The sequence below is a fragment of the Spinactinospora alkalitolerans genome (genome assembly GCF_013408795.1).
GTDB lineage: Bacteria > Actinomycetota > Actinomycetes > Streptosporangiales > Streptosporangiaceae > Spinactinospora > Spinactinospora alkalitolerans.
The window spans coordinates 5,228,598-5,249,046 of sequence record NZ_JACCCC010000001.1 but is presented as its reverse complement, the minus strand read 5'-3'; the positions used below and the strand labels follow the sequence as shown (position 1 = coordinate 5,249,046).

Here is a 20,449-nt window from a genome sequence, read left to right as displayed (position 1 = left end):
TAACACATCATGCGAGCACAGTTCGTACTTTCTGAGATCTGGATCGGCCTGCGCCGAAACCTCACGATGACCATCGCGGTGATCACCACGGTGGCCATCTCGCTCGCCCTCTTCGGCGGAGGCCTGCTCATCAACCAGCAGGTCTCGGAGATGCGCGGGTACTGGGACCAGCGGATTTCGCTCACGATCTACCTGTGCACCGACGTCTCGGTCAGCACCACCTGCCAGGAGAACGGGCCGGCGACCGAGGAGGACCGCACCGCCCTCCAGGCCGACCTCGAGCAGATGTCCGAGGTCTCCAGCGTCGAGTACGTCACCCAGGCCGAGGCGTGGCAGGACTTCCAGGACCGCTTCGCCAACCAGGAGGCGCTCGTCGAGGCCACCGAAGAGGGCGACATCCCGGACAACTTCCGCGTGCAGCTCACGGACCCCAGCCAGTACGACGCCGTGCAGAGCGCGGTCGAGGGGCGCGGCGGCGTCGACACCGTGTCCAACGACCAGAGCGTCCTCGACCAGTTCTTCGGCCTGCTGGACGGTCTGAAGTGGGCGGCGCTGACGGTCGCCATGGTCCAGCTCGCCGCGGCGGCGCTGCTGATCGGCAACACGATCCGACTGTCGGCCTACAGTCGCCGCAGGGAGACCGGCATCATGCGGCTCGTCGGAGCGTCGAACTTCTACATCCAGCTCCCGTTCCTGCTGGAGGGCGCGATCGCCGGCCTGATCGGCGGCATCTTCGCCTCCGGGTTCATCGTCGCGACGAAGTTCTTCCTGCTGGACAGGATCCAGGAGTGGTTCCAGTTCGACGTCACGCTGGGGATGGGCTCGGTCCTCTACGTCATCGGCATGTCGATGATCCTCGGTGTGCTGCTGTGCACCATCGCCTCCTTCCTGACACTGCGGCGCTACCTGCGGGTGTGAAGCGGCGGAAAGGAAAACTCCAGTGGCACGGGAAAAAGGACACAAGGTCGTCGCCCAGAACCGGCGGGCCCGGCACGACTACCACATCGACGACACCTACGAGGCGGGGCTGGTCCTCACCGGTACCGAGGTGAAGTCGCTGCGTGCCGGACGGGCCTCCCTGGTGGACGGCTTCGCCCTGGTCAAGGACGGCGAGGTGTGGCTGCAGAACGTCCACATCCCCGAGTACACGCAGGGAACGTGGACCAACCACGCGGCGCGCAGGCCGCGTAAGCTGCTCCTGCACCGCGAAGAGATCGCCAGGCTGATCGGCAAGACCCGGGAGGCCGGTCACACCCTGGTGCCCCTGTCGCTGTACTTCCGCGACGGCAAGGCCAAGGTGGAGATCGCTCTGGCCCGCGGTAAGCGCGACTACGACAAGCGCCACGCCATCGCCGAGCGCGAGGCCAAGCGCGAGGTCGAGCGCGCGCTCCGCCGTCGGCGCTGAGGCGTTGAAAGGAACGCTAAGGGTGTCCACCCGTCATACCCGTCGATTCGCAGCCGCCACGGTGGGCCTCGCCGCCGCGGCGGTCGTCACCGGCTGCGCGGCGGAGCCCAGCCCCGAGATCGCCGTCCGCACCTTCCTGCTGGATTGGCAGGCCGGCGACTACCGGGCGGCCGCGCGGCAGACCGACGGAGACGTCGAGCAGGTCGCCGCGGCGCTGGAGCAGGCGCACGACCAGCTCGACCTCGCCGCGCTGCGGTTGAGCCTCGGCCCGATCACCAAGGACGGCGAGACCGCCACCGCGGAGTTCGAGGCCGAGGCCGACCTCGGCATCGGCGACCCGGTGTGGAACTACGACGGCTCCATGCCGCTGACCCGCACGGGCGGCGGCTGGACCATCTCGTGGTCGCCGAGCGTCATCCACCCCGAGCTGGGCGAGGGGGAGCGGCTGGCCGTCACCTACGACGTGCCCGACCGCGGTCAGATCTACGACCGCGAGGAGGAGCCGCTGGTCGGCGAGACCGAGGTCGTGGCTTTCGGGGTCCGCCCGGCCGACATGGCGGACATGGAGGACGGCGTGGGCCGGCTCGCCGAGCTCCTCGACGAGGATCCCGCCCCGCTGCTCAACCGGGTCCGCTCGGCCCCGCCCGAGGCCTTCCAGCCGCTGGTCCTCATGCGCGAGAAGGACGTCGCCTCCGCGCTGCTCGACGATGCCGAGGCCGTCCCCGGCGTCGAGGCCGAGCAGATCGAGATGCCGCTGAGCCCGAAGTCGGCCTCCGCGGTCATCGGCGAGGTCGCGGGCACGGTCGAGCACAAGGTCTCCTCGCGCGTCTCAGGCCCCTACCAGGCCGGCGACACGGTGGGTCTGGGCGGCCTGCAGAGCGTCTACCAGCAGCGGCTCGCCGGCACCGCCACCACCGAGATCGTCACGCTCGGCGAGGGCGGCGAGCGGACCGACATCCTGTACCAGTGGCCGGGCGCCGAGAGCGGGTCGCTCACGACCACCCTGGACGGCACCGTCCAGGAGGCGGCCGAAGGCGCGCTGTCCCTGGTGCCGGAGAACGCCCACCTGGTCGCGCTGGACGCCAGGAACGGCGAGATCCTCGCCTCGGCGAGCCGACCGGGCAGCGTGGACAACGACGGGGCGTTCACCAAGGAGTACCTGCCGGGCGAGGCGTTCACGATCGTCTCGACGGCGGCGCTGCTCGAATCCGGTGCGGCGGGCCCCGACCGGTCGGTGCCCTGCGAGGCCGAGCAGACGGTCGGCGACCGCACGTTCACCACCATCAACGGCACCGGGCTGTGGGGCCGACCCGACCTCGCCACCGACTTCGCCCACACCTGCACCACGGCCTTCGCGAGCCTGGCCGACTCGGTCGACCCCGACGCCCTCGCCGCGACGGCGGCCGACTTCGGCATCGGGAGCGAGTGGCGGCTGCCCGTACCGGCCTACAGCGGCGAGTTCACCGTGCCGGGCGGCACCACCGAGACCGCGGCCGCCATGGTCGGGGCCGGCCAGGTGCGGGTCAGCCCGCTGACGATGGCGCTGGCGGCCGGCGCGGTCGCCGACGGAAGCTGGCACGCCCCGAGACTCGTGACCGACGACGGCGGCGGGCGGCAGGAGGAGCAGCAGGAGCGGCGGCTGAACCCCGAGGCGATCGAGCCGCTGCGCGAGATGATGCGCTCCACCGTGGTGGAGGGCAGCGCCTCCGCGGCCAACGTCGGCACGGTGCCGGTGCACGGTCAGACGGGGGTCGCCGAGCAGCGGATCGACGGGGAGGACACCGCCGTCCAATGGTTCGTCGGCTACCAGGGCCACATCGCCTTCGCCGTGGCCGTGGAGACCGACCCGTCCCACACCTACCGCTACTCGATCGGCGCGGCAGCGGACTTCCTGCAGCGCCTGCCCTTCGACTACGTCCAGCGGATCGGGGCCGAAACCGGCGACGAGCAGGCCGACGTGGGCGGCGTTCCGGCCACCACGCCGGGAACCTGACCGGCTCCGGCACAGCAGCCGAAAATCATCGCGCCCCGCAGGCAACCTCCCCGGGGGCCGGTCGCGTCTTCCCCTATGACTGAGCCCGCCACGGGCAGTTCTGGTGTGCGCGGATCCCGTGGCAGGTCAACCGGCCAAAAGCGCAGGCTCCCCGGTCGGCCCACAGAACAGTGGAGCCAACAAGGGAGCCTACGGGCCGTTTTCTCAGCCGTTTTCCCCCTCTTCCTCTTCGAGGAGCGGCCCTAGAACCTCCGCTCCCCGCCGCAAGACCGGCCGGAGTTCCTTCCGGTAGACCGTCTCAGTGGTCGATGACCGGTGGTGCCCGACCAAGTCCTTGATCTGCTCTATGGGCACCTCCAATGAGGACAGCAGCGAGACGAAGCTGTGCCGGAGCTCCCGAGGACTCCAGTCCCGGCCGATCCCGGCTTTCTCGGTCACCCTCTTGAACATGCGGTTGACGTCTTGAGCGTCGCGCTCGGTCCCGTTGCGGGTGCTGAACACCAGGTCGGCGTCCTTCCAGCGGTCCCCGGCCCTGAACTGCTGGCGGTCCTGTTCCTCCTGGTGCTCCTTCAGCACCCGGACGGCCAGCGGCGGCAGGGCGAGCGTCCGCCGGCTCTTCCTGGTCTTCGTCTCGCCCTTCCTCCGCACCGATCGCCAAACCTCGATGTAGGGAGGCGAGTCCTCACCCGGGTCCAAGTGGACGTGCTCCCAGCGGAGCGCCCGGGCCTCCTCGGTGCGCATACCGGTCAGCAGCGAGACGACGATGTAGGCGTGGATCAGCGACCCGGCGGCCGCGGCGAGCACGGCCCGCGCCTGGTCCAGGTTGAGCGCCTTGCTCGGGCGTCCTTCCGTACCGGCCGGAGCCTCCACGAGCTCGGCCACGTTCCGGAGCAGCTTGTCACGCCGCTGAGCCTGCCGGATGATCCGCCGGAGCATACCCAAGAGGCGCGCGATCACCGAGGTGGCGTACCGCTCGGTGAGCGTGTCCAGCCAGTCATCGACGTCATCGGCGGTGAGGTCCCGGAGAACGCGTTTCCCGAGACCGGGAATGATGCAGGTCTCCACATAGTGGGCGTACAGCTTCACGGTTCCCGGATCGCGCCCCTTGAGCCCGTTCTTGAGCCAGTCGCGACCCGCGTCGGCCACGGTGTACCGGGCGGAGGACTTCACCCCGTTCTCAAGCTCCTGACGCTTGTCTCGGAGCTTGTTCCGGACCTCGGTCTTGGTCTTCCCGTAGACCTTCGGGCGGCGGCGTTTCCCAGAGGGGGTGTATCCCATGGAAGCCTCACCGACGAAGCAGTTCTTGGACTTGTCCCAGTAGATGGAGTCATCGCCGCGGCGTGCGCGTTGCGCCATCAGGCGGCCACCTCGGCTTCCTGTTCCAGCAGCGCGACGAAGTCCGCGATGGCGCGCTCGGAGATGCGCCGCGCGCGGCCGACCTTGACGTAGCGCAGGCGGCCGGCGCTCATCTGCTCGTAGATCTCGCTTCGGCTGAGCCGGAGTATCTGCACGGTCTCTTTGACCGTGTACAGGGCTTGCGGGAGCTGCTGGGCATCCCGGGGGAGCAGTTCCATGTTCGGCACTCCTTCTGGTTGGAGCGCGGTCCGGCGGTGCTTGGTGGCTATGCGCCGGGGCCGCTGATGTCGGGGTGGACCTGGTAGGCGGGTGAGGGCGGGCGGCCTCCTTTCCTGCTGGGGGGCGGGGCGGGCTCCTGGCGGATCCAGCCGTAGCCTTCGAGGGTTTCGAGCGCGGGCGCCAGGTCGGCGGCCTTGCGGAAGGTGCCGCGCGGGAGCGTGCGGAAGGCGTCGCGGGCGGTGAAGCGCTCGGGGCGCTTGCGCTCGATCCACGCCATGAGGGTGCGGGCGGCCGCGAGATCGGGATCGGCGCCCATGTGGTCGAAGGTGGCCAGGGCGTGGGCGGTGAAGTACTCGCCCAGCCGGATCGCGGCGGCCATGGTGTCGGCGTCGACGGGGATGCGCCACCCGTTGCTCGGGTGGGCGCCCAGGTGGATGAGCGCGGCCAAACGGGCTACGGCGCCGATGTACTTGCCGGCCCAATCGCCGATGTGGTTCAGGTCGCCGCTATCGGGGCGCAGGCGGGTCTCCAGCACTTCGGCATGGCTCTGGAGCGCGCTGAGGGCGTCGGGGTGGACCTGGAGCCGGATGGGATCGTCCCAGTCGGCCAGCGCGTGCACCAGCGTCTGCAACTGGGTGTCGTAGACCGCGGCGACGTCTTCGGGTACGGGGTCGGGGTCGATCCTGCGGTATCCGACGTTGCTGGCGGGCAGCGAGTACAGGAACCGGCCCAGCAGTCCCTTGCCGCGGAATCCGGGGCCGGTGGCGATCTCGCTGATGACCTCAGGCTGAACGGCGAGCCCGAGGGTGAGCGCGGGGTGTTCGACGTGTTCGGCGGGTGCGCCCTTGCGGTCCACTCGCAGCATGTCTCCGGCGTGGCCTTTCAGGAAGACCTCGAAGTTGGGCACGCCGGAGTAGCGGCCCGCGAGGGTGGCGAAGATGCCGCCTTCGGCGGAGAGCACGGCCAGGCGCCCGCCCTGTTCGGCCAGCAGGGAGGCGGCGGCTTCCGGGGTGATGTCGTCGGCCATCAGCCGCGGCAGGGGCGGCACCTGGATGGCTTCCACAGCCATGGCGGCATCGGAGGCGTCGGCCATGAGAGTGGGGTCGCCGTCGGGGCCGCTGCCGGTGGCCAGGCGCTTGGCCTTCTCCGCGGCCCCGGTTGCGACGTCGCGCGCCAGTTGAGCCTCGATGATCTGGGGCTGCACTCGTTCCACGAGCTGCTTTTCCGCGCGCATCAGCGGCGCGGTCATGGCGCGAAACACCGCGGACTTGCGGGAGGCGGGCGGCATCGCCACCACGGTGAAGATGTTGACCGGCTCGGACCAGTTGCCGCGGACCTGGACGATGGCGCGCCCGCCGGCCGCGGTCGAGAGCGCGGCCAGGGCGAGGCATCCGGCCATGTCGGCGGGGGTCTGGGTTTCCTCGGCCACACCGGTGACCATGGCGGCTACCCAGTCGGGGAGCGCGTCCACCGGGAAGGCGGGCAGCGTCCGGGCCGCTCCCAGCGGCACCGGGGGCTCCCACGGTTCCGCGGGATCCTGGTCGTGCACCTCGGTGCCGCTCATGCGGCACCTCCGCGCGGCTTGCGCAGACCCGCTTGGATGCCGCTGTGCACGGTGGCCTCACATTCGGCCGGCGGCAACCCGATCTGCTGTCCGGCGGCCAGGAGGGCGTCTTCGGCGAGGTGCTTGGGCAGCACCCCGCCACCGATCAGCGTGCCCAGGGCGAAGGCGGCGGCGTTGAGCGTGTGGTTGCGGTGCCCGGTCCGGGCGGACAGCACCCGCTCGACTTCGCCACGCAGCGCCGCGGCGGCGTATCCGGCGGCGTCGCGGTAGGTGGCCAGCATCTGGTGGACCTGGCCGGAGGTGGTGTGCTCCCCCTCCTTGGGGAGCAGGGCGCCCAGCCACGCGGGCAGCGGAGCCGGCGGCGCGGCGTTCTCCACCGTGTAGGGGCCGGAGGCGTCGGCGCCGGCCACGTGGGAGCCGGGGCCGACCACGTAGCCGCCGTGGGCGCGGGTGTCGATCAGCCACCCCAGCCCCTTCGGGGTGCGGCCGGCGGTGTTGCGGTACTGCACTCCGGCGGGTGCGGCGTAGTACAGGTGCAGGCCACCGCGGCGGGTGCGCACCGTGAAGGTGTCCAGCGGCAGTTCACCACCGGCGTGGGTCTCGGCCAGCGCGGCGAAGACGTCGGCGCCGTCGGTGATGCCCTCGCGGCTCCACTCCGGCGGCGCCGTCTCGCCGGGCTTGGGCGTGTCCAGGTCGATGACCACCAGCCCGGACGGGCCGCAGGCGATGCCGTAGTTGAACGCGCCGCCGCTCCAGAACCGAACGATCAGGTCGGGGTCGGTGGTGGCGTGGCGCTCCCAGTCGCAGAACCGGCGCACCGGCTGCTTGCCACCGCACACCAGCGGAAAGACGTACCACCCGCGCTTGGCGGCGGCCAGCACGTAGGGCAGGACGCTGCGGACGCTCATGCGGCTTCCTCCAGTTCCCAGGCTTCCGGGGTGGTGCCGTGCTCGCAGTTGGGGCACTGGCCCAGCGAGGTGGGCAGGCAGTAGACGAAGGTCAGGCGGCAGGTGGAGCAGGTGCGTCGGGCGCGCAGGGCGGCGGCCAGCGCGCGGGCGCGGGCGGCGGTCATCGGGCGCTTGGGTTTGGCCAGGGACAGCCGGTACAGGGCGGCGGTGCGCACCCCGGCGGTGCCGCGGCGCGAACGCCACATGAGCTGGGCGGCCGGCTCCTGGCCGCCCGGGCGCAGTCCGAGTGCGGCCAGTTGCTTGCGGGTGGCCAGGTCGGGGTCGAAGACGCGCGCCCATCCCCACGGGTAGGTCGGGATGCCGTGGCGCTCGCCGTCGGGGTCGAGGAACGCGGCGACGCTGCGAGCCATCAGCGGCCACCGCCTTCGGGCATCTGGCCGGTAGCGGGTCGATGGGTCATGATGGAAGTGCTCCTTTCGGTTGGAGCGCGGCCCCGGCGGTGCTTGGTGGCTATGCGCCGGGGCCGCTTTCTCGTGTCAGCGACGGGTCAGCAGTTCTTGTGAGCGGCCCACTCGGCGGGGTCGCTGGGGCAGTAGTGGACGCCGCAGGCGCACAGAACACGCGTGCTGTGGACGATGGCGGCGGCGGTCAGGCGGCGGACGGCCTTTACCATTGGGGTCACCTCCTCGGCTGTCTGGTCGGGGCAGGGAAACCGCCTGGGGCCGCTCGTCCTGGCAGATGTCGCGGCCCCGGGCGGGGCTAGAGGCACCGACCGCGCTGTCACTCTTCGTGACGGTCAGTGGGTTGGGTGCAAGCAGGCCGGGGAGGGGTCCGGCCCTGTTCCGGCGGCTGGAATCGGGTGTTTGCGCTGGTGGCTGCTAGCGGCTACATCCCTGGTGAATCGGTGTTTGTGTCGCTAGCAGGGGTGCTAGGTCTAGCGGGGGGGCGGCCCGGGACCGCCCCCCTGGTTTCAGTCACGCTCCGCGATTGCGTTGGTGATGGTGTCGAGGTCGACACCGCGGCGGTTGGTCTCCTTGCCGTTGATGAGCCGGTTGATCTGGCGGCCCTCGATGCCGTACTGGGACTTCATGGCGTTGGACAGCGGGGTGGCCTTGCGGCGGGCGTCAGTGACCTCGGCCCATGCGCCGTACTCCTCAGGCCGGAGTTCGGCCAGGCGGTCCACCAGGACGGTCCACCAGGCTTCGGTCTCGCCGGTGGGCCAGGCGGCCAGGACGTCATCGAGCAGGTTGGCCGCGGGCGCCTCGTCGACGGTCGGGGCTTCACCGGCGGCCACCCCGGTGATGCGCCCGGATGCTTCGCGGAGCTGGCGGGCGCGGTCGGCGACCTTTTCGGCGTCGGGGCCGTCGACGAAGGCTGAGCGGCAGATGATCGGCTCGTCGGCCACGCCCACGGCGTAGGCGATGCCCTTGTCGCTCATGGTGAAGGTGGTGGCGCGCAACCCGTTCTTGTAGCTGGAAGTGCCCAGCACCATGTCGTTTTCGACCTGGCCGGTGACCTTGAAGCACATCCGCAGACCCACGTTGCTCGCCACGCCGGTGGGGATGGCGTCCTTGTCGGGGCGCTGGGTGGCCACCACCAGGATGATGCCCAGCGCGGGCCCAAGGCGGATGATCTCTTCGGCGATGGCGCCGGCCTCTTCGCCGTACTGCTTGTGCTCGAACAGCATCTGGCATTCGTCGATGCCGATGAGGATCGGGTGCAGCCCCAGCGTCTTCTTGGCGGCCAGCTCGGGGGTGACCTTGTTCTCCGGGCAGATGTCGCGGGGCAGGTTGGCGATGACGTCGGCGCGGCGCAGCAGCTCCTTGCGGACCTCCCGCAGGCTCAGCAGCGCACGTTCAAGCACCGGGTCACTGAAGCCCTGGCCGTAGTCGTGGCAGACCTGCCTGAGCATCGACAGATCACCGGTGCCCTTGAGCTCGAAGATCCGCAGCTCAACCAGGACATCGAGGGCGGCGGCCAGCAACAGCACCCGCAGGCCGAAGGTCTTGCCCATGCGCGGGATGGCGCCGATGAGCAGGTTGGCGAACATGAGCTGAATGGCCACCGGGCGGCCGCGCTGATCCACCCCGTAGGGCAGCGGCTCGAAGATGGAGGCCTTGCCGGTCTTGAGCAGCGGCCAGGGCGCGGGCTTGGCCTTGTTCATCGGCAGGTCGCCCACCCACAGCACCAGGCGGCCGGGGTGCTCCTCGGTTTCGGCCTCAGGCCACACACAGCCCAGGTTGCGCCGCAGACCGGAAGCCAGCTCCTTGCGCTTCTCCGCCACCGCAGAAGCGGTGACGCCGTAGGGCAGGTCCAATTCGGCGCGCCACCCGGGGCCGTCGCGGGTGATGGGCGCGGTGAAGGTGATCCCGCTGCCCTTCGGGCCGAGCGCCTTGTTGATCTCGGCGATGCCCAGCGAGCCCAGCGCCCGCAGCACCGCGTCACTGTCGAGCTTGGTCACCTTGGCGGGCAGCACCGCGCGGTTGATCAGCGGCACGTCCTTCTTCCCGCCGAAGGCCCCGAGCGTGGTCAGCAGCGCCCACACCGCCACCCACGGACCCCAGCCCGGCGTGGTCGGAGCGGCGATGAGCGCGGTCACCAGCACCACCGCGGCGGTGCCGGCCGAAAGCGTGGCGCGGGTGCGCACCCGCACGTTGCGCTCGCGCGAGAGCACCATGTATTCCCCGGTTGAGCCCCGCTGTGCGGCGGCCTGGCGCAGCGGCTTGGACTCGGCATCGGCGACCCAGCGGCCCCACGCGGTCAGCGCCCGGCCCGCACCCCGCGGGGAGCGGCCCAGCAGCCGCAGCAGATACAGCGGGGCGCGGGTGGCCTGATAGGCCAGCACGTGAGCGTAGTAGTCGGCCACCCACTTGGCGGTCTGTGCGGCCTCCTCACGGGTGCGCAGGTAGGCCGGAACGATCGGGCGGGCGCTCTTCTTGCGCTCGGCCAGATCGGCCAGCCAATCGCCGCGCTGAGCCACGAACGCGTCCACGTCGCGGTCAACCCGGACGACCTCGCCCTTGAGAACCTCGCCGTCGTCGACGATCTCGCCGAGGGCGGTCTCGGCATCGGCGTCGGCGGGGACCTCGGTCACCTGCGTGGCCGGCGCCTCAGGGCCGGCGGGCGGCACCTGGGTGGGGCGGGCGCCGGTGGGAAACGCGATCACCTCGGCTTCGCGGCCCCGTTCGGCCAGGATCAGCGCTTCCTCGATGTCGGGCTGTTCGCGGTTGGGGCGGAACATGTGCAGTCCTCCGGTTCGGTCAGGCGGCGGAGTCGGTCACGACCGACAGGCCGGAAGCGACGACGGTTTCGGTGCGGTCCTGGTGGATGGCGAGCACGCGCTTGGCGCGGTCGAAGCCGACCCCGAGAGCGCTCTGGATGCGCCGCACGGGAGCATCAGCGCTCAGTTCGTCGGTGGCGATGAGAGCGCTGAGCCGGTCGGCCAGCTCTGCATCGGAGAGCGCGCGCGGAGAGTCCTCGGCAGCGCGCTTCTTGGCGGCGGCGGGGATCTTGGCGCCCTTGTTCGGGCGGGTCTTGCGGGGTGCTTCTGAGTCCTGTTCTTTGCGCCGGTCAGCGGTGGAACTCTGCTGCTGCGGACGCTCGGGACGGGGCTGGGGGGCGGTGCGCGCCACGATGGGCAGGTGCCGGGCCTCGGCCGGAACCGTGACCCAGTCCAGTGCGGGCGGCAGCGGCGCCCCAGTGCTTCCAGGAGCGCTCTCGGGGACGTCCTGGGGAGCGCTCTCAGGGTCTGCCTGGTCGACTAGGGAGGGTGCTTCCGAGCCGTCGTCCAGGACCCACGGGGTCGCGCTGGCGACGCCGTCTTGAATGATGCTGATCAGGTAGGCCGTGCCTGCGGCGCCGATGGGTCCCAGGGCGTGGCCGGCCAGTGCGGCCAGCGCTCCGGCGTCGAAGGCTTCGGGCCAGTGTCCGGCGGCGTTGAGCACGATCGAGGTGGCCAGTGCGCCGAACTCGATGCGGGTGGCGCGTGCGTCCAGGTCGCCTCCGGCGGACTGGAGTCGGGCGCGGATCAGGATGACTCCGGCCACGATCCCCAGCAGTGCGGGTTCGACCAGCCACGCCGCGGCCGCGGCCGGAGAGCCAGGGTCTAGGGACAGCAGGTTCACCATCCCGGCCTGGACTCCAGCCGCGCTCCATCCGCCGAAGGCGGCTATGACCGGCAGCAGGCAGCCGAGGGCTAGTGCTCGGGTGCGTTCCACCCGCATCGCGCGGGCCTCACCGGACCGGGCGATGCGGTGGCGGGTGCGGGCGGATTCTCCGGCCAGCATCGCGCCGCGCCGGATGGCTTCCTGGCGCTGCTGGGCGCGCCGCTTGGTGCGTTCGGCGCGGACCTGGGCGCGCACCTGGGCGCGGTCCTCGCGTCGGGACAGCCGCTGCCGCAACTGCTCCAGCTCGTCAACGTCGTTCTTCGCCGCCGTTGTGGTCGTGGTCATCGGTCACCTCCGGCGTGGCGTTCAGCGGCGGTCAGGGGCGCGGCTGCCAGGTCGGCGGCGGTGTCCAGGGCCAGGGCGGCCACGGCCAGCGGCAGCGACAGCAGCCGCAGCAGGGTGACCGCCAGGGTCAGGGCCAGCACCAGCAGCAGGGCCAGCGCTCCGGCCTGGCGCACCATGTCGGTCGTGGTCATCGCCGGACCCCCTTGCGGGCGGCGCGGCGGCGGTTGTTGGTGCGGGCCACCACGTGGGGGCCGGCCAACCGGCGGATCCGGGCGGCGGCACGCTTGCGGGCGGCGCGGACCTTCTTCACCGCGGTGGTGGCGGCCAGGGCCAGCAGGATGCCGAGGGTGATGTAGACGACGGGTTCCATCAGGCGCCGCCGATCGTGGTGATCAGGGCGGCCACCAGCAGCCAGGCCACGTGCCAGGACTGGTCAAGGGCGTAGGCGCCGGTGCCCAGGTGCGGGGCGTCGTCGTGGCCGGGCCGGGGTGCGCCCAGGGTGTAGAACTCGCCCTTGCCCACCCGCTGGGCCAGGCGCGCCAGGGTGGTGCGCCGGTCGGCCCAGTAGTGCGAACCTGCGTCCACGGCCAGCGCGAGCCCGACGGCCGCGGGGTGGATGTCCAGGCCCAGCACCAGCGCCACCACCGCCAGGGCGATGACCTTGGTCAGCGCCAGGGAGGCGACGTGGCGGGCGCAGGCGGCACGCCCGGCCCACCCGGGCCGGGCCTTGGTGGCGGCCTGGCAGGAGGACTGCACCCAGTGGTCGCCCACCTGGTGTGCGGCGAACAGCGCCACGAACACTGGGGCGAACAGCGTCGGCTCGACTGTGGGCAGGATCGGCGCCAGGTCGAAGGCCATCACCGCTCACCTCCGGCGGACTCATCGAGCTCGGGCAGGTAGGTCCACACCTGCACGCTCACGCCGTTGACCTCGAAGATGACCCGCGGCCGGCATCCCCGGTGGCGCTGCCAGTCCACCTCGGCACCGAAGGCCTCGGCCCACGCCTGCAAGCCCGCGGTGCCGCCGCGCTCCAGGTGTCCGGTCAGTTCGTCGGGAATGATCTGGCTGAGGCTCCAGTCCGCGGGCGGCAGACCGGTACCGAGCAGGGTGACCAGCACGCGCGCGGCCCGCTGCTGTGCGGCGGTGGGGTCGGTGTGCGACATTGGTGGTGCTCCTTCGGTTTCGTGATCGGGAGCGCCGGGGGCCGCCGTGCTTTGGTCGGTGAGGCGGCCCCTTGGCATGTCCGGCTACTTCCTGCGGCTGTTGATGCCACCGGTCACGGTGGTCGCCTGCACGGTCACCGAACCTTCGTAGGTCTCGGTGCTGCCGTCGGGGCGGGTGACGACGGTGGCGCCGTTCTTGCGCTCGATGCGCTTGACGTCGCCGGTGACGGTGTGGTCGGTCTTGGCACTGTTGCTGAACAAGGCCATGGCGGGTTTCTCCCTGTCTTCGTGGGGCTGGTAGGGGCTATAGGACGCGTTCGGCGCCGTTGTGGGTGCGGGTGCGCACGTTGGGCCGGTGGCCGTTGGTGTGCACCGTGATGGGGCCGTTGTGGGTGCGCGCGGAGATCGGGCCGTCGCTGGCGGCGGTGATGTCGACCGGCCCGTTGTGGGTGCGGGTCTGGGTGTGGGTGCCGGTGGCGGCTACGGTGATGCCGCCGTTGTGGGTGTCGGCGTCGACCGTGCCGATGGCCCGGTCGATGTCGAGGTGGCCGTTGTGGGTTTCGGCGGTGACGTCGGTGGCGCTGTCGACGTGCAGCGAGGTGTTGTGGCCCTGGTGGTCGACCTCGGCCAGGTGGCCGGTGGTGCGCACCGCGCCGTTGGCGATGCGTGAGCGCAGCGCCGATCCTTCGGGCATCTGCACCACCGCGGTGACCGGCTCAGCCGTCCTGCCGCCGCTGACCACGGTGCCGTTGATGATGGTCGTCCCGCTGGTGGTCATGATTCCGCCGTTGATCACCGTGCCGGTGACGACGGTGCCGACCCCGGTGTTGGTGAAGACCGTCCCGCCGGTGGCGACGACGGTGGGCTCGGGGTCGGGCAGGGTGACCATCCAGCGGCCGCCGCTGATACGCGCGGCGGCGCCGTCAACGATCTCGGCAGGGCCGTTCAGGCTCAGGGACGCCTCAGGCAGACCGGGCACGACCCTGACGATCAGCTCCATCTGCGCGGCGGTGATGTCGAGGGTGAGCGGACCGGCGACGGGGGCGGTGAAAGCGCGGGTGGGCATCTTTAGGCCACCTCGTCCACGTCGCTGAAGACCGCGATCTCACCGGCGGTGCATCCGGCCCAGATGCCGTGCTCGGGGCGGATGCGAGCGGCGTATTCGAAGCACAGCGAGCGCACCGGGCAGTCCGCGCACAGCACCGCGGCGGCCTGCTCCCGCAGGATGCGCGCGGTCGGCTTCTCACCCTCGGGGGCGAAGAACAGCTCCATCTGCTCCCCGCACACCCGCGGTTCGGCGAGCAGCGCGCGCTCCAACCGTGCGGTGCTCATCTGCATGGGGTCGATCGGCACTCGATACCTCCTGAGTCGGGCGGCCCCTGCTGGTGGCTATGGAGCAGGGACCGCAGTGCCAACGCTCCACTTGGGAGCCGTCCAAAGGTTTGGCGCCTTTGGATGGCTCCAATTATTGGCATGCGCTCGCAGGGAGCGTCAAGGGTTTTGCTAGTTTGGATCCATCCAAACCAGTGATTTTTTAGAACGCGCTGGTCAAGAGGGGTGTCACATGGCAGAGCAACCGCTGTATGTGCAACTCGCCGACGAGTTGCGCCAGAACATCAGCAGCGGCGAATGGGGACCGGGCCACAAGCTGCCCCCTGAGCGAGAACTGGCCGAAGACCGCAAGATCAGCCGCAACACGGTGATCAAGGCTTATGACCTCCTGCTCCATGAGGGCCTGATCACTTCGGGCAACACAAGGGCAGGTCGACGCGTACGCGACCGTCGAACGCTCTACGTCTATGCGAGCAAGACGGAGCAGGTGGACCGGCGCATCACCTCCGGCGTCGACGCCTGGGTGACCGATGTCGCTGAGCAGAACCGCAGCGCCGGACAGGTCATCGATGTCGGCGTGGTGAACGCAGACGAAGACCTTGCCGACTGGCTGCAAGTCCCTGTCGGGGAACCCGTCGCCGTGCGCCGGCGGCTTCGCTCGGTGGACGGACTGCCCGACAACCTGTGTGACACCTACTACCCGATGGACCTGGCGCGGGAGATCCCGGAGATTCTCAACCCGGCTGACGTGCAGCAAGGGGTTATCGCCCTGATGGCCGAACGCGGTTACCGCCAGGTGCGGTACGAAGACCGGCTCAGATGGAGTCCGGCCACGCCCGATGAGGCGGCCAAGCTCGGCCTTGGACCGGGCATCGCCGTCCTTCGCCAAATCCGTATCGGCCACACGGAGGAGCGGCCCGTCAAGGCCACGGTGACCATTTGGCCGGGGGACACCCACGAGCTGCGCTACGAGATGTCGGCATGACCCCGACCTGGCGCATCGACGAAGCAGGCGAAGGTGACCTTCCGGAGGTCGTCACGCTGCTCAACGAAGTGGCGCAACGGCTGCGCAACCGCGGGATAGAGCAATGGGCCTTGGGCTGGATGACCGATGCCCGAATCCGGCCCGCCATCATGCGCGGTGAGGTCTTCGTCGTGCGCGCCGCGAAGGGGCGGATCGTCGCCACGGTTCTGCTCACGGACGTAGCGGACGCCGACTTCTGGACACCCGAAGAGCAGCAGACCAAGGCGCTGTACGTGGCCAAGCTCGCCCGCAGCGACGATCACCCGGGGGTGGGAAGTTGGCTGCTGAGGTGGGGAGTCGACTACGCGGCCCGTAAGGGCTACTCCGCGGTCCGATTGGACGCATGGGCGACCAACGAGGGCCTTCACCAGTACTACCGCGATCGGGGCTGGACGCACCTGCGAACGATGCGCGTCCCCGGCCGGCGGTCCGGAGCCCTCTTCGAGCATGAGGCGTCTCCCGACCCTGCCGTTCATGAAGTCTTCGAGGAAGGGATCTCCACACGATGATCATCCCCAGCTCAGTCGGACGCCCGAGCGCGGTCATGGCGACGACGTGGCTCCCCAGGGATGCGGCGGAGCCTGAGCACTGGCACACCGTGCCAGCTCTCACCGTGCGGGGAGTCCACCCCTTCCTGACAGAGGAAAGAGATCTTCAGATCAACATCACCGAAGGCGCTCCCGAGGTGATCCGTGAACTCAGCTTCGACGGCGCGAACTGGCGACTGAGCCCGCCCCCCGGCTGGGGAGCCGAGTACGGCGACCACATCGTTTCCCGCGCGCTGCCAGGCGAGCTGGATCCCGCTGTGAGGTACCGCGTCCGCCACGTGGTGGGCCCGGAGGGATGCTACCTGGGGCTTGAGGCGGCCTGAGGGGTGCTGACAGAAGCCCAAGAACTGACACAGCCTCTGTATGTGCTGGTCAGAGTGCTGCGGACGGCTCTGCCAGAACCTCTCCAAAACCTCTTTGGTGCTGCCAAAACCTCGCGGGCATCAAGACGCCTCTTCGGGACTTCAGGAGGTTGTGTCAGCAGGCGGGAAGTTTTGACGAGGTTCTGGCAGCAGTGGACTTACTAGGGCGGGACTCAGGCTGAGCTGCGGATACGCATCCCGCGAAGAGGTTGGGTCAGTTCTTGGGCTTCTGTCAGCGGGGTGGGGAGCGGCCGCTTCGGCTTAGCGGCGGCGCACCTCGAAGACCGGAGAGGCAGGGCGTCCCGGCCGGTTCTGTGGGGCGGCATCCCGGCGAACGATGCGGCCGGATGCCTCAAGGATCTCCAGAGCCTCTATCAGCACATCAACGCTCCGAAAGCGCGTACGAGGTAGGCGCCGGAATGCCTCACGCTGCGTGAAGCTGTTGATCCGCTGCCGATGTATCCAGTCGAGTACCGCCTGGGCGTTCTCCGTGAGATTGGGTGCCTCTGGAGCGGGGGGCGCTGAGTCGTTACCGGCCAGGAGCACGCGGCACTCATTGCGAACTTGGGCGACCCGAAGACTCACCTCGTCCAGTTCGATCAGCAGGCGAGTGGCTTCCTGAAGCCGTTCCGCAGGGTCTTGGATGGCCATGAGTCGTGCCAGTTCATCGAGCATGCCACAAGCCTAACTGTTTTCTGTCGATTCTGTCATTTTGTCAGTGAAAGTGATGGGAAGGGCCTGCATGATCGGAAAGCGGCTTCGTGAGATGCCCGCAGACGGCCGAACAGTGCGAGGGGAAGGTGGTCCCATGGCCGTAGAAAGCCCCACGCCACGGGCTGTTTGAGAGCTTCGGCGGGGAGCCAACCGGGGAGCCAACAGCGGCGGATGCGGCCGGACGGCGGTGGACGCCTGTGGACTCCGGATGTTGGGCGCACCTCGCTGACCAGGGGCGGAAGAACAAATCTTGGAGGTCGAGCAACCTCCCCGGGGGCCGGTCGCGTCTTCCCCTATGACTGAGCCCGTAAAGGGGGTTGCGGGCCAGTCGGGAAAAACAGGACCTCGTCTCGGGGGAGGCCCTGTTGTTTCGAGGCCGGCCTGACCCTGCCGGCCGCCCTCGCGGGCAGCGTTGATGGATCCCGTCCGCGCCCGCGGGGGTTTCTCACTGATGTCTGAGGATCGGGTCCGTGTAGGGGGTCGGCTGTCGTAATGCGCGCAGCGCCGGCGGCGCAGCGGCCCCGAGCCCTGGAACTCCCGCCTCGCTCCGCGGACGCAGCGGTCGCACCCCGACCGTGTGCACGTCTCCCGAAGCCGTCCGGGGAGCCGGGGAGGCCTCCGGCGGGATCCGCGGGGAAAATCTCGGTGGGCCGGGAATGGACTTGGCCCCCGGGCCGTTGTACCGATAGCGTTGGGAAACGTAGGGCCACCACGGTGGCCCGCTCGCCGGGCCCACGGGCCCGTTGAAAATTCCACAGGGGGTGATCGGTTTCGACTTCGGTGGTTGTTCCAGGGGAAGCGGGCCGAGGACCGCGATTGTAACCTCGTTAATCCTGCGATCGCACAAATAACAAGTGCCAATTCCAAGCGCACTGAGTTCGCTCTCGCTGCCTAAGCGATAGCGTCTCTGTCGGCCTGAGCTCGTCTCCGGCTCAGGATCCGGCATCGTTAGGAGACTCACCGTTCAGATCAGGCCACGGGGCCTGAGCGGGAAAATCACGTGGCTGGGCTCGTCAGCGACACGTCTGCGTGAGCGCTGGAGCCGAGTAGAACGGCGAGCAGACTGCGCCCGGAGAAGCCCTGTTGCGGTACCGAAGGACGCGGGTTCAATTCCCGCCACCTCCACGAGACGGCCCGGGGGCCGACGACTACGATCGTCGGCCCCCGGGCCGTTGTGTTTTCCGGGGGAGGCCTTCCGGGCGCTCCCGCGAAAAACGGGCCTTCGGCCGCACGACGGGCCGCCCGTTCTCCGCGAGCCCTTGTGGCCGGGGTCTCACGACCCCTTGCGGCTGAGGTCCGGCCCTCGGTGGTCAAGGATGACGGACACGGCCCCCGGCTCAGTGTTCGATCGCGCCGAGGAGCAGGGCGATCCGCCGGGCGGCCGGTTCGGGGCTGCCGCTGCCGCCCACGTAGAGCCCGAAGGAGGTCACGAACGCGTGCTCGTGGGACCGGCCCTCGCATCGGATCTCCTCCACGGCGTAGTCGGACTTGGGGTTGCTCACCCGGAGGAACGGCACGCCGTCCTCGACGACGCGGGCCCAGACCCCGTACGGCGTCAGCGCCGCCGCCAGTTCACAGAGGTGGCGGTGCGCGGTGAGAGGTGCCACCGCGGGCGCGTGCGACAGCGGACGGGCGTGCTTCGGGTAGACCACGGCGGTCTCCTCACGGAATCGATGACCCTTGCCCGTATTGTTACTCTCCGTGCTGTTGCGGGCGCGGATGCGACACGCCGCGGCCGGGCCGGTCAGGCCGTCCCGAGCAGCGCCGCCACGGCCCGGTCGACGTCGTCCTCCGTGGTGTAGACGTGGAACGACGCGCGGGCCCGGCCGGCCCGCTCGGCCACCCGCACACCGGCGGCCGCCAGCCGTTCACCGGCGCCGGGGGCGTCCACCGTGACGATCGCGGAGTTTCCCTCGGGCCGGCCCAGCGCGGTCAGGAACCGGTTGGCCAGCGCGACATTGTGGGCGTGGATCCGCTGCACGCCGATGTCGAGGATGACGCCGATGGAGACGGCGGCCGCCACGGCGGCGAACCAGTTCGGCGAGATGTCGAACCGGGTGCCGGTCCGCGACAGGCGCATGTCGGGGTCGGAGAAGGACGCCATGGGGTCCTGCGCCGCGCTGGGACCGGCGGCGACGGGGCGCATGAGCGAGCGCAGCCGCGGCGAGAAGTAGCCGAACGCCAGGCCGCGGGGCGCCATGAGCCACTTGTAGCAGGCGCACACCAGCGCGTCGAAGCGCGTGGCGTCCACCGGCAGCCAGCCGGCGGCCTGGGTGGCGTCGACGCAGACCAGCGCGCCGTGCCGGCGTGCGGCGGCGAGGATCTCGTCGACCGGGGCGACCTCCCCGGTCGCGAACTGCACCAGGCTGAACGTCACGATCCAGGTGCGCTCGTCGACGGCGTCGGCCAGCTTGTCCAGCGGCGCCGTCACCACCTCCACGCCCCGGTCGGCGTGCGCCATCCAGGGGTAGAGGTTGGAGGTGAACTCGCCTTCGGGGGCGAGCACCCGCGCTCCATCGGGCACCGCCAGGCCGGCCGGACCGAGCAGCTGGGACACCGAGGCCCCTTGGGTGACGTCCGGCGGCGCGGCCCCGACCAGCGTCGCGAACCGCTCCCGGGCGGTCTCCGCCGCGGCGCCCCACGCCGCCGGGGTGTCCCTGCCGTGCCGCCAGACGTCGACGGCGTCGCTCAGCGCCGCGGCCCCGGCCCGCGGCGGGATCCCGTACTGGGCGGTGTTCAGCCAGACCGAGTCGACGTCCCAGAGTTCACGTACTGAGTGAAGGTCCATACCGCAAGGATTCCAGGGCCGGGAAGCGCCGGGAGCACGGGGACGGCGCTCCTCCCGGTCAGACGGAGACGGCGAGCGCCTGGTTCAGCGCCGGGGCGGCGACCTCGGCCCAGGCCGTGATGACGCTGAGCGGCTCGGCGAGCTCGGAGTGGGCCAGCAGCAGGGCCGGCTCGGCCACCCAGGCGCCCAGGTCCGACAGCAGGACGCGCAGATCGTCCTCGACGTTGCGGCCGTTGCGCAGGTCGCCGACGACGGCCATCGGCAGCGCCACCGTGTGCCCGAGCCCGAGTTCGGGCAGGCGGTCGAGGAACACCTTGAGCAGGCCGGTGTAGCTGCCGTGCGTCTGCGGCGTGGCGACCAGCAGCACGTCGCTGTCGCGCACCCGGTTCAGCGCGTCGGTGACGTCGCTGCCCGGGGTGGCGGCGAGCAGCGCGGGGCCGAGCTCGGCGAGGTCGATGACCTCGGCGGACGCCGCGTCGATGTCGGTGTAGGCGGAGACGGTGTCGGCCGCGTGGACGGCGGCGGTGCGGACGGCGGAGCGGGCTTCGGGGGCGCCGATGAGCACGGTGATCCGGGTCATGGAGATCTCCTGGTGTGAGCGGCCGTGCGGCCGGAGGACGTA

The 20,449-nt window shown here is 70.2% G+C and carries 25 protein-coding genes and 1 other RNA gene; 7 read left to right on the top strand and 19 right to left on the bottom strand.

What is annotated here, in order from left to right; all coding sequences use genetic code 11:
- The first annotated feature begins 9 nt into the window (after positions 1–9).
- The 3 genes from ftsX to HDA32_RS23425 are packed head-to-tail and all read left to right on the top strand — an operon-like array spanning position 10 to position 3,398.
- Positions 10–918, top strand: a complete 909-nt coding sequence (gene ftsX, locus HDA32_RS23435) for a permease-like cell division protein FtsX (protein WP_179645246.1) — start codon at positions 10–12, stop codon at positions 916–918.
- Positions 919–940: 22 nt separating this feature from the next.
- Positions 941–1,405: an SsrA-binding protein SmpB gene (smpB, locus tag HDA32_RS23430; protein ID WP_179645245.1), complete on the top strand. Its 465-nt coding sequence runs from the start codon at positions 941–943 to the stop codon at positions 1,403–1,405.
- Positions 1,406–1,427: 22 nt separating this feature from the next.
- Positions 1,428–3,398, top strand: coding sequence for a penicillin-binding transpeptidase domain-containing protein (locus tag HDA32_RS23425; protein ID WP_312863301.1), 1,971 nt, complete (start codon positions 1,428–1,430; stop codon positions 3,396–3,398).
- Positions 3,399–3,602: 204 nt separating this feature from the next.
- Here the strand turns inward: HDA32_RS23425 and HDA32_RS23420 are convergent, their stop codons facing one another.
- From HDA32_RS23420 to HDA32_RS23355, 15 genes are all read right to left on the bottom strand, one after another.
- Positions 3,603–4,754, bottom strand: coding sequence for a tyrosine-type recombinase/integrase (locus HDA32_RS23420; RefSeq protein WP_179645244.1), 1,152 nt, complete (start codon positions 4,752–4,754; stop codon positions 3,603–3,605).
- Positions 4,754–4,972, bottom strand: a complete 219-nt coding sequence (locus tag HDA32_RS23415) for a helix-turn-helix domain-containing protein (protein WP_179645243.1) — start codon at positions 4,970–4,972, stop codon at positions 4,754–4,756. The genes HDA32_RS23420 and HDA32_RS23415 overlap by 1 nt, the downstream gene beginning before the upstream one ends.
- A 47-nt stretch (positions 4,973–5,019) precedes the next feature.
- Positions 5,020–6,537, bottom strand: a complete 1,518-nt coding sequence (locus tag HDA32_RS23410) for a YfjI family protein (protein ID WP_179645242.1) — start codon at positions 6,535–6,537, stop codon at positions 5,020–5,022.
- Positions 6,534–7,445, bottom strand: coding sequence for a bifunctional DNA primase/polymerase (locus HDA32_RS23405; RefSeq protein WP_179645241.1), 912 nt, complete (start codon positions 7,443–7,445; stop codon positions 6,534–6,536). Before HDA32_RS23405 ends, HDA32_RS23410 begins: the two co-directional genes overlap by 4 nt.
- The gene (locus HDA32_RS23400; RefSeq protein WP_179645240.1) at positions 7,442–7,855 is read right to left on the bottom strand and encodes an RRQRL motif-containing zinc-binding protein; all 414 of its coding nucleotides are present in this window, start codon (positions 7,853–7,855) and stop codon (positions 7,442–7,444) included. The genes HDA32_RS23405 and HDA32_RS23400 overlap by 4 nt, the downstream gene beginning before the upstream one ends.
- A 137-nt stretch (positions 7,856–7,992) precedes the next feature.
- Positions 7,993–8,118, bottom strand: coding sequence for a hypothetical protein (locus tag HDA32_RS31560; RefSeq protein ID WP_281370407.1), 126 nt, complete (start codon positions 8,116–8,118; stop codon positions 7,993–7,995).
- 297 nt (positions 8,119–8,415) lie between these two features.
- A complete protein-coding gene (locus HDA32_RS23395; RefSeq protein ID WP_218882566.1) occupies positions 8,416–10,686 on the bottom strand; it encodes a cell division protein FtsK in 2,271 nt (756 codons plus the stop codon).
- A 19-nt stretch (positions 10,687–10,705) separates the two neighbouring features.
- Positions 10,706–11,896 carry a hypothetical protein gene (locus HDA32_RS23390; protein WP_179645239.1) on the bottom strand — a complete coding sequence of 397 codons (1,191 nt, stop codon included), beginning with the start codon at positions 11,894–11,896 and terminating at the stop codon, positions 10,706–10,708.
- Positions 11,893–12,087 (bottom strand): hypothetical protein, encoded by a 195-nt coding sequence (locus HDA32_RS23385; protein ID WP_179645238.1) that lies wholly within the window; start codon positions 12,085–12,087, stop codon positions 11,893–11,895. Before HDA32_RS23385 ends, HDA32_RS23390 begins: the two co-directional genes overlap by 4 nt.
- Positions 12,084–12,266: a hypothetical protein gene (locus tag HDA32_RS23380; RefSeq protein ID WP_179645237.1), complete on the bottom strand. Its 183-nt coding sequence runs from the start codon at positions 12,264–12,266 to the stop codon at positions 12,084–12,086. The genes HDA32_RS23385 and HDA32_RS23380 overlap by 4 nt, the downstream gene beginning before the upstream one ends.
- Complete coding sequence (locus HDA32_RS23375) at positions 12,266–12,754, bottom strand: DUF3307 domain-containing protein (protein ID WP_179645236.1); 489 nt, start codon at positions 12,752–12,754, stop codon at positions 12,266–12,268. Before HDA32_RS23375 ends, HDA32_RS23380 begins: the two co-directional genes overlap by 1 nt.
- On the bottom strand, positions 12,754–13,059 hold the full coding sequence (locus HDA32_RS23370; protein WP_179645235.1) for a hypothetical protein: 306 nt from the start codon (positions 13,057–13,059) through the stop codon (positions 12,754–12,756). The genes HDA32_RS23375 and HDA32_RS23370 overlap by 1 nt, the downstream gene beginning before the upstream one ends.
- Before the next feature lie 84 nt (positions 13,060–13,143).
- On the bottom strand, positions 13,144–13,326 hold the full coding sequence (locus tag HDA32_RS23365; protein ID WP_179645234.1) for a hypothetical protein: 183 nt from the start codon (positions 13,324–13,326) through the stop codon (positions 13,144–13,146).
- A 37-nt stretch (positions 13,327–13,363) separates the two neighbouring features.
- A complete protein-coding gene (locus HDA32_RS23360; protein ID WP_179645233.1) occupies positions 13,364–14,125 on the bottom strand; it encodes a DUF4097 family beta strand repeat-containing protein in 762 nt (253 codons plus the stop codon).
- A 2-nt stretch (positions 14,126–14,127) separates the two neighbouring features.
- Complete coding sequence (locus HDA32_RS23355; protein ID WP_179645232.1) at positions 14,128–14,412, bottom strand: WhiB family transcriptional regulator; 285 nt, start codon at positions 14,410–14,412, stop codon at positions 14,128–14,130.
- A 211-nt stretch (positions 14,413–14,623) separates the two neighbouring features.
- On the opposite strand from HDA32_RS23355, the gene HDA32_RS23350 reads away from it, so the two are divergent.
- Genes HDA32_RS23350 through HDA32_RS23340 form a run of 3 tightly spaced genes read left to right on the top strand, consistent with a single transcriptional unit; the run spans position 14,624 to position 16,286 of the window.
- A complete protein-coding gene (locus HDA32_RS23350; protein ID WP_179645231.1) occupies positions 14,624–15,376 on the top strand; it encodes a GntR family transcriptional regulator in 753 nt (250 codons plus the stop codon).
- The gene (locus tag HDA32_RS23345; RefSeq protein ID WP_179645230.1) at positions 15,373–15,924 is read left to right on the top strand and encodes a GNAT family N-acetyltransferase; all 552 of its coding nucleotides are present in this window, start codon (positions 15,373–15,375) and stop codon (positions 15,922–15,924) included. Before HDA32_RS23350 ends, HDA32_RS23345 begins: the two co-directional genes overlap by 4 nt.
- Positions 15,921–16,286 (top strand): hypothetical protein, encoded by a 366-nt coding sequence (locus tag HDA32_RS23340; protein ID WP_179645229.1) that lies wholly within the window; start codon positions 15,921–15,923, stop codon positions 16,284–16,286. The genes HDA32_RS23345 and HDA32_RS23340 overlap by 4 nt, the downstream gene beginning before the upstream one ends.
- Before the next feature lie 300 nt (positions 16,287–16,586).
- On the opposite strand, the gene HDA32_RS23335 is transcribed toward HDA32_RS23340, so the two are convergent.
- Positions 16,587–17,000 carry a hypothetical protein gene (locus tag HDA32_RS23335; protein WP_179645228.1) on the bottom strand — a complete coding sequence of 138 codons (414 nt, stop codon included), beginning with the start codon at positions 16,998–17,000 and terminating at the stop codon, positions 16,587–16,589.
- Positions 17,001–17,796: 796 nt separating this feature from the next.
- On the opposite strand from HDA32_RS23335, the gene ssrA reads away from it, so the two are divergent.
- Positions 17,797–18,167, top strand: a transfer-messenger RNA (tmRNA) gene (gene ssrA / locus HDA32_RS23330).
- A 209-nt stretch (positions 18,168–18,376) separates the two neighbouring features.
- Here the strand turns inward: ssrA and HDA32_RS23325 are convergent.
- The 3 genes from HDA32_RS23325 to HDA32_RS23315 form a co-directional block, all read right to left on the bottom strand.
- Entirely contained in the window at positions 18,377–18,691 is a 315-nt protein-coding gene (locus tag HDA32_RS23325; RefSeq protein ID WP_312863300.1) for a hypothetical protein, read from the bottom strand.
- A 92-nt stretch (positions 18,692–18,783) separates the two neighbouring features.
- Entirely contained in the window at positions 18,784–19,827 is a 1,044-nt protein-coding gene (locus HDA32_RS23320) for an aminotransferase class V-fold PLP-dependent enzyme (protein WP_179645227.1), read from the bottom strand.
- A 58-nt stretch (positions 19,828–19,885) separates the two neighbouring features.
- Positions 19,886–20,407, bottom strand: a complete 522-nt coding sequence (locus HDA32_RS23315; protein WP_179646897.1) for an NADPH-dependent FMN reductase — start codon at positions 20,405–20,407, stop codon at positions 19,886–19,888.
- Positions 20,408–20,449 lie beyond the last annotated feature (42 nt).

Excerpts from the sequence above, each read along its gene's own strand:
- HDA32_RS23420 (WP_179645244.1), bottom strand. The coding sequence starts at position 4,754 with ATGGCGCAACGCGCACGCCGCGGCGATGACTCCATCTACTGGGACAAG.
- HDA32_RS23390 (WP_179645239.1), bottom strand. The coding sequence starts at position 11,896 with ATGACCACGACCACAACGGCGGCGAAGAACGACGTTGACGAGCTGGAG.
- HDA32_RS23345 (WP_179645230.1), top strand. The coding sequence starts at position 15,373 with ATGACCCCGACCTGGCGCATCGACGAAGCAGGCGAAGGTGACCTTCCG.
- HDA32_RS23385 (WP_179645238.1), bottom strand. The coding sequence starts at position 12,087 with ATGACCACGACCGACATGGTGCGCCAGGCCGGAGCGCTGGCCCTGCTG.
- HDA32_RS23400 (WP_179645240.1), bottom strand. The coding sequence starts at position 7,855 with ATGGCTCGCAGCGTCGCCGCGTTCCTCGACCCCGACGGCGAGCGCCAC.
- HDA32_RS23405 (WP_179645241.1), bottom strand. The coding sequence starts at position 7,445 with ATGAGCGTCCGCAGCGTCCTGCCCTACGTGCTGGCCGCCGCCAAGCGC.
- HDA32_RS23350 (WP_179645231.1), top strand. The coding sequence starts at position 14,624 with ATGGCAGAGCAACCGCTGTATGTGCAACTCGCCGACGAGTTGCGCCAG.
- HDA32_RS23320 (WP_179645227.1), bottom strand. The coding sequence starts at position 19,827 with ATGGACCTTCACTCAGTACGTGAACTCTGGGACGTCGACTCGGTCTGG.
- HDA32_RS23370 (WP_179645235.1), bottom strand. The coding sequence starts at position 13,059 with ATGTCGCACACCGACCCCACCGCCGCACAGCAGCGGGCCGCGCGCGTG.
- ftsX (WP_179645246.1), top strand. The coding sequence starts at position 10 with ATGCGAGCACAGTTCGTACTTTCTGAGATCTGGATCGGCCTGCGCCGA.
- HDA32_RS23335 (WP_179645228.1), bottom strand. The coding sequence starts at position 17,000 with ATGCTCGATGAACTGGCACGACTCATGGCCATCCAAGACCCTGCGGAA.
- HDA32_RS23410 (WP_179645242.1), bottom strand. The coding sequence starts at position 6,537 with ATGAGCGGCACCGAGGTGCACGACCAGGATCCCGCGGAACCGTGGGAG.
- HDA32_RS31560 (WP_281370407.1), bottom strand. The coding sequence starts at position 8,118 with ATGGTAAAGGCCGTCCGCCGCCTGACCGCCGCCGCCATCGTCCACAGC.
- HDA32_RS23395 (WP_218882566.1), bottom strand. The coding sequence starts at position 10,686 with ATGTTCCGCCCCAACCGCGAACAGCCCGACATCGAGGAAGCGCTGATC.
- HDA32_RS23375 (WP_179645236.1), bottom strand. The coding sequence starts at position 12,754 with ATGGCCTTCGACCTGGCGCCGATCCTGCCCACAGTCGAGCCGACGCTG.
- HDA32_RS23380 (WP_179645237.1), bottom strand. The coding sequence starts at position 12,266 with ATGGAACCCGTCGTCTACATCACCCTCGGCATCCTGCTGGCCCTGGCC.
- HDA32_RS23360 (WP_179645233.1), bottom strand. The coding sequence starts at position 14,125 with ATGCCCACCCGCGCTTTCACCGCCCCCGTCGCCGGTCCGCTCACCCTC.
- HDA32_RS23315 (WP_179646897.1), bottom strand. The coding sequence starts at position 20,407 with ATGACCCGGATCACCGTGCTCATCGGCGCCCCCGAAGCCCGCTCCGCC.
- HDA32_RS23340 (WP_179645229.1), top strand. The coding sequence starts at position 15,921 with ATGATCATCCCCAGCTCAGTCGGACGCCCGAGCGCGGTCATGGCGACG.
- HDA32_RS23365 (WP_179645234.1), bottom strand. The coding sequence starts at position 13,326 with ATGGCCTTGTTCAGCAACAGTGCCAAGACCGACCACACCGTCACCGGC.
- HDA32_RS23415 (WP_179645243.1), bottom strand. The coding sequence starts at position 4,972 with ATGGAACTGCTCCCCCGGGATGCCCAGCAGCTCCCGCAAGCCCTGTAC.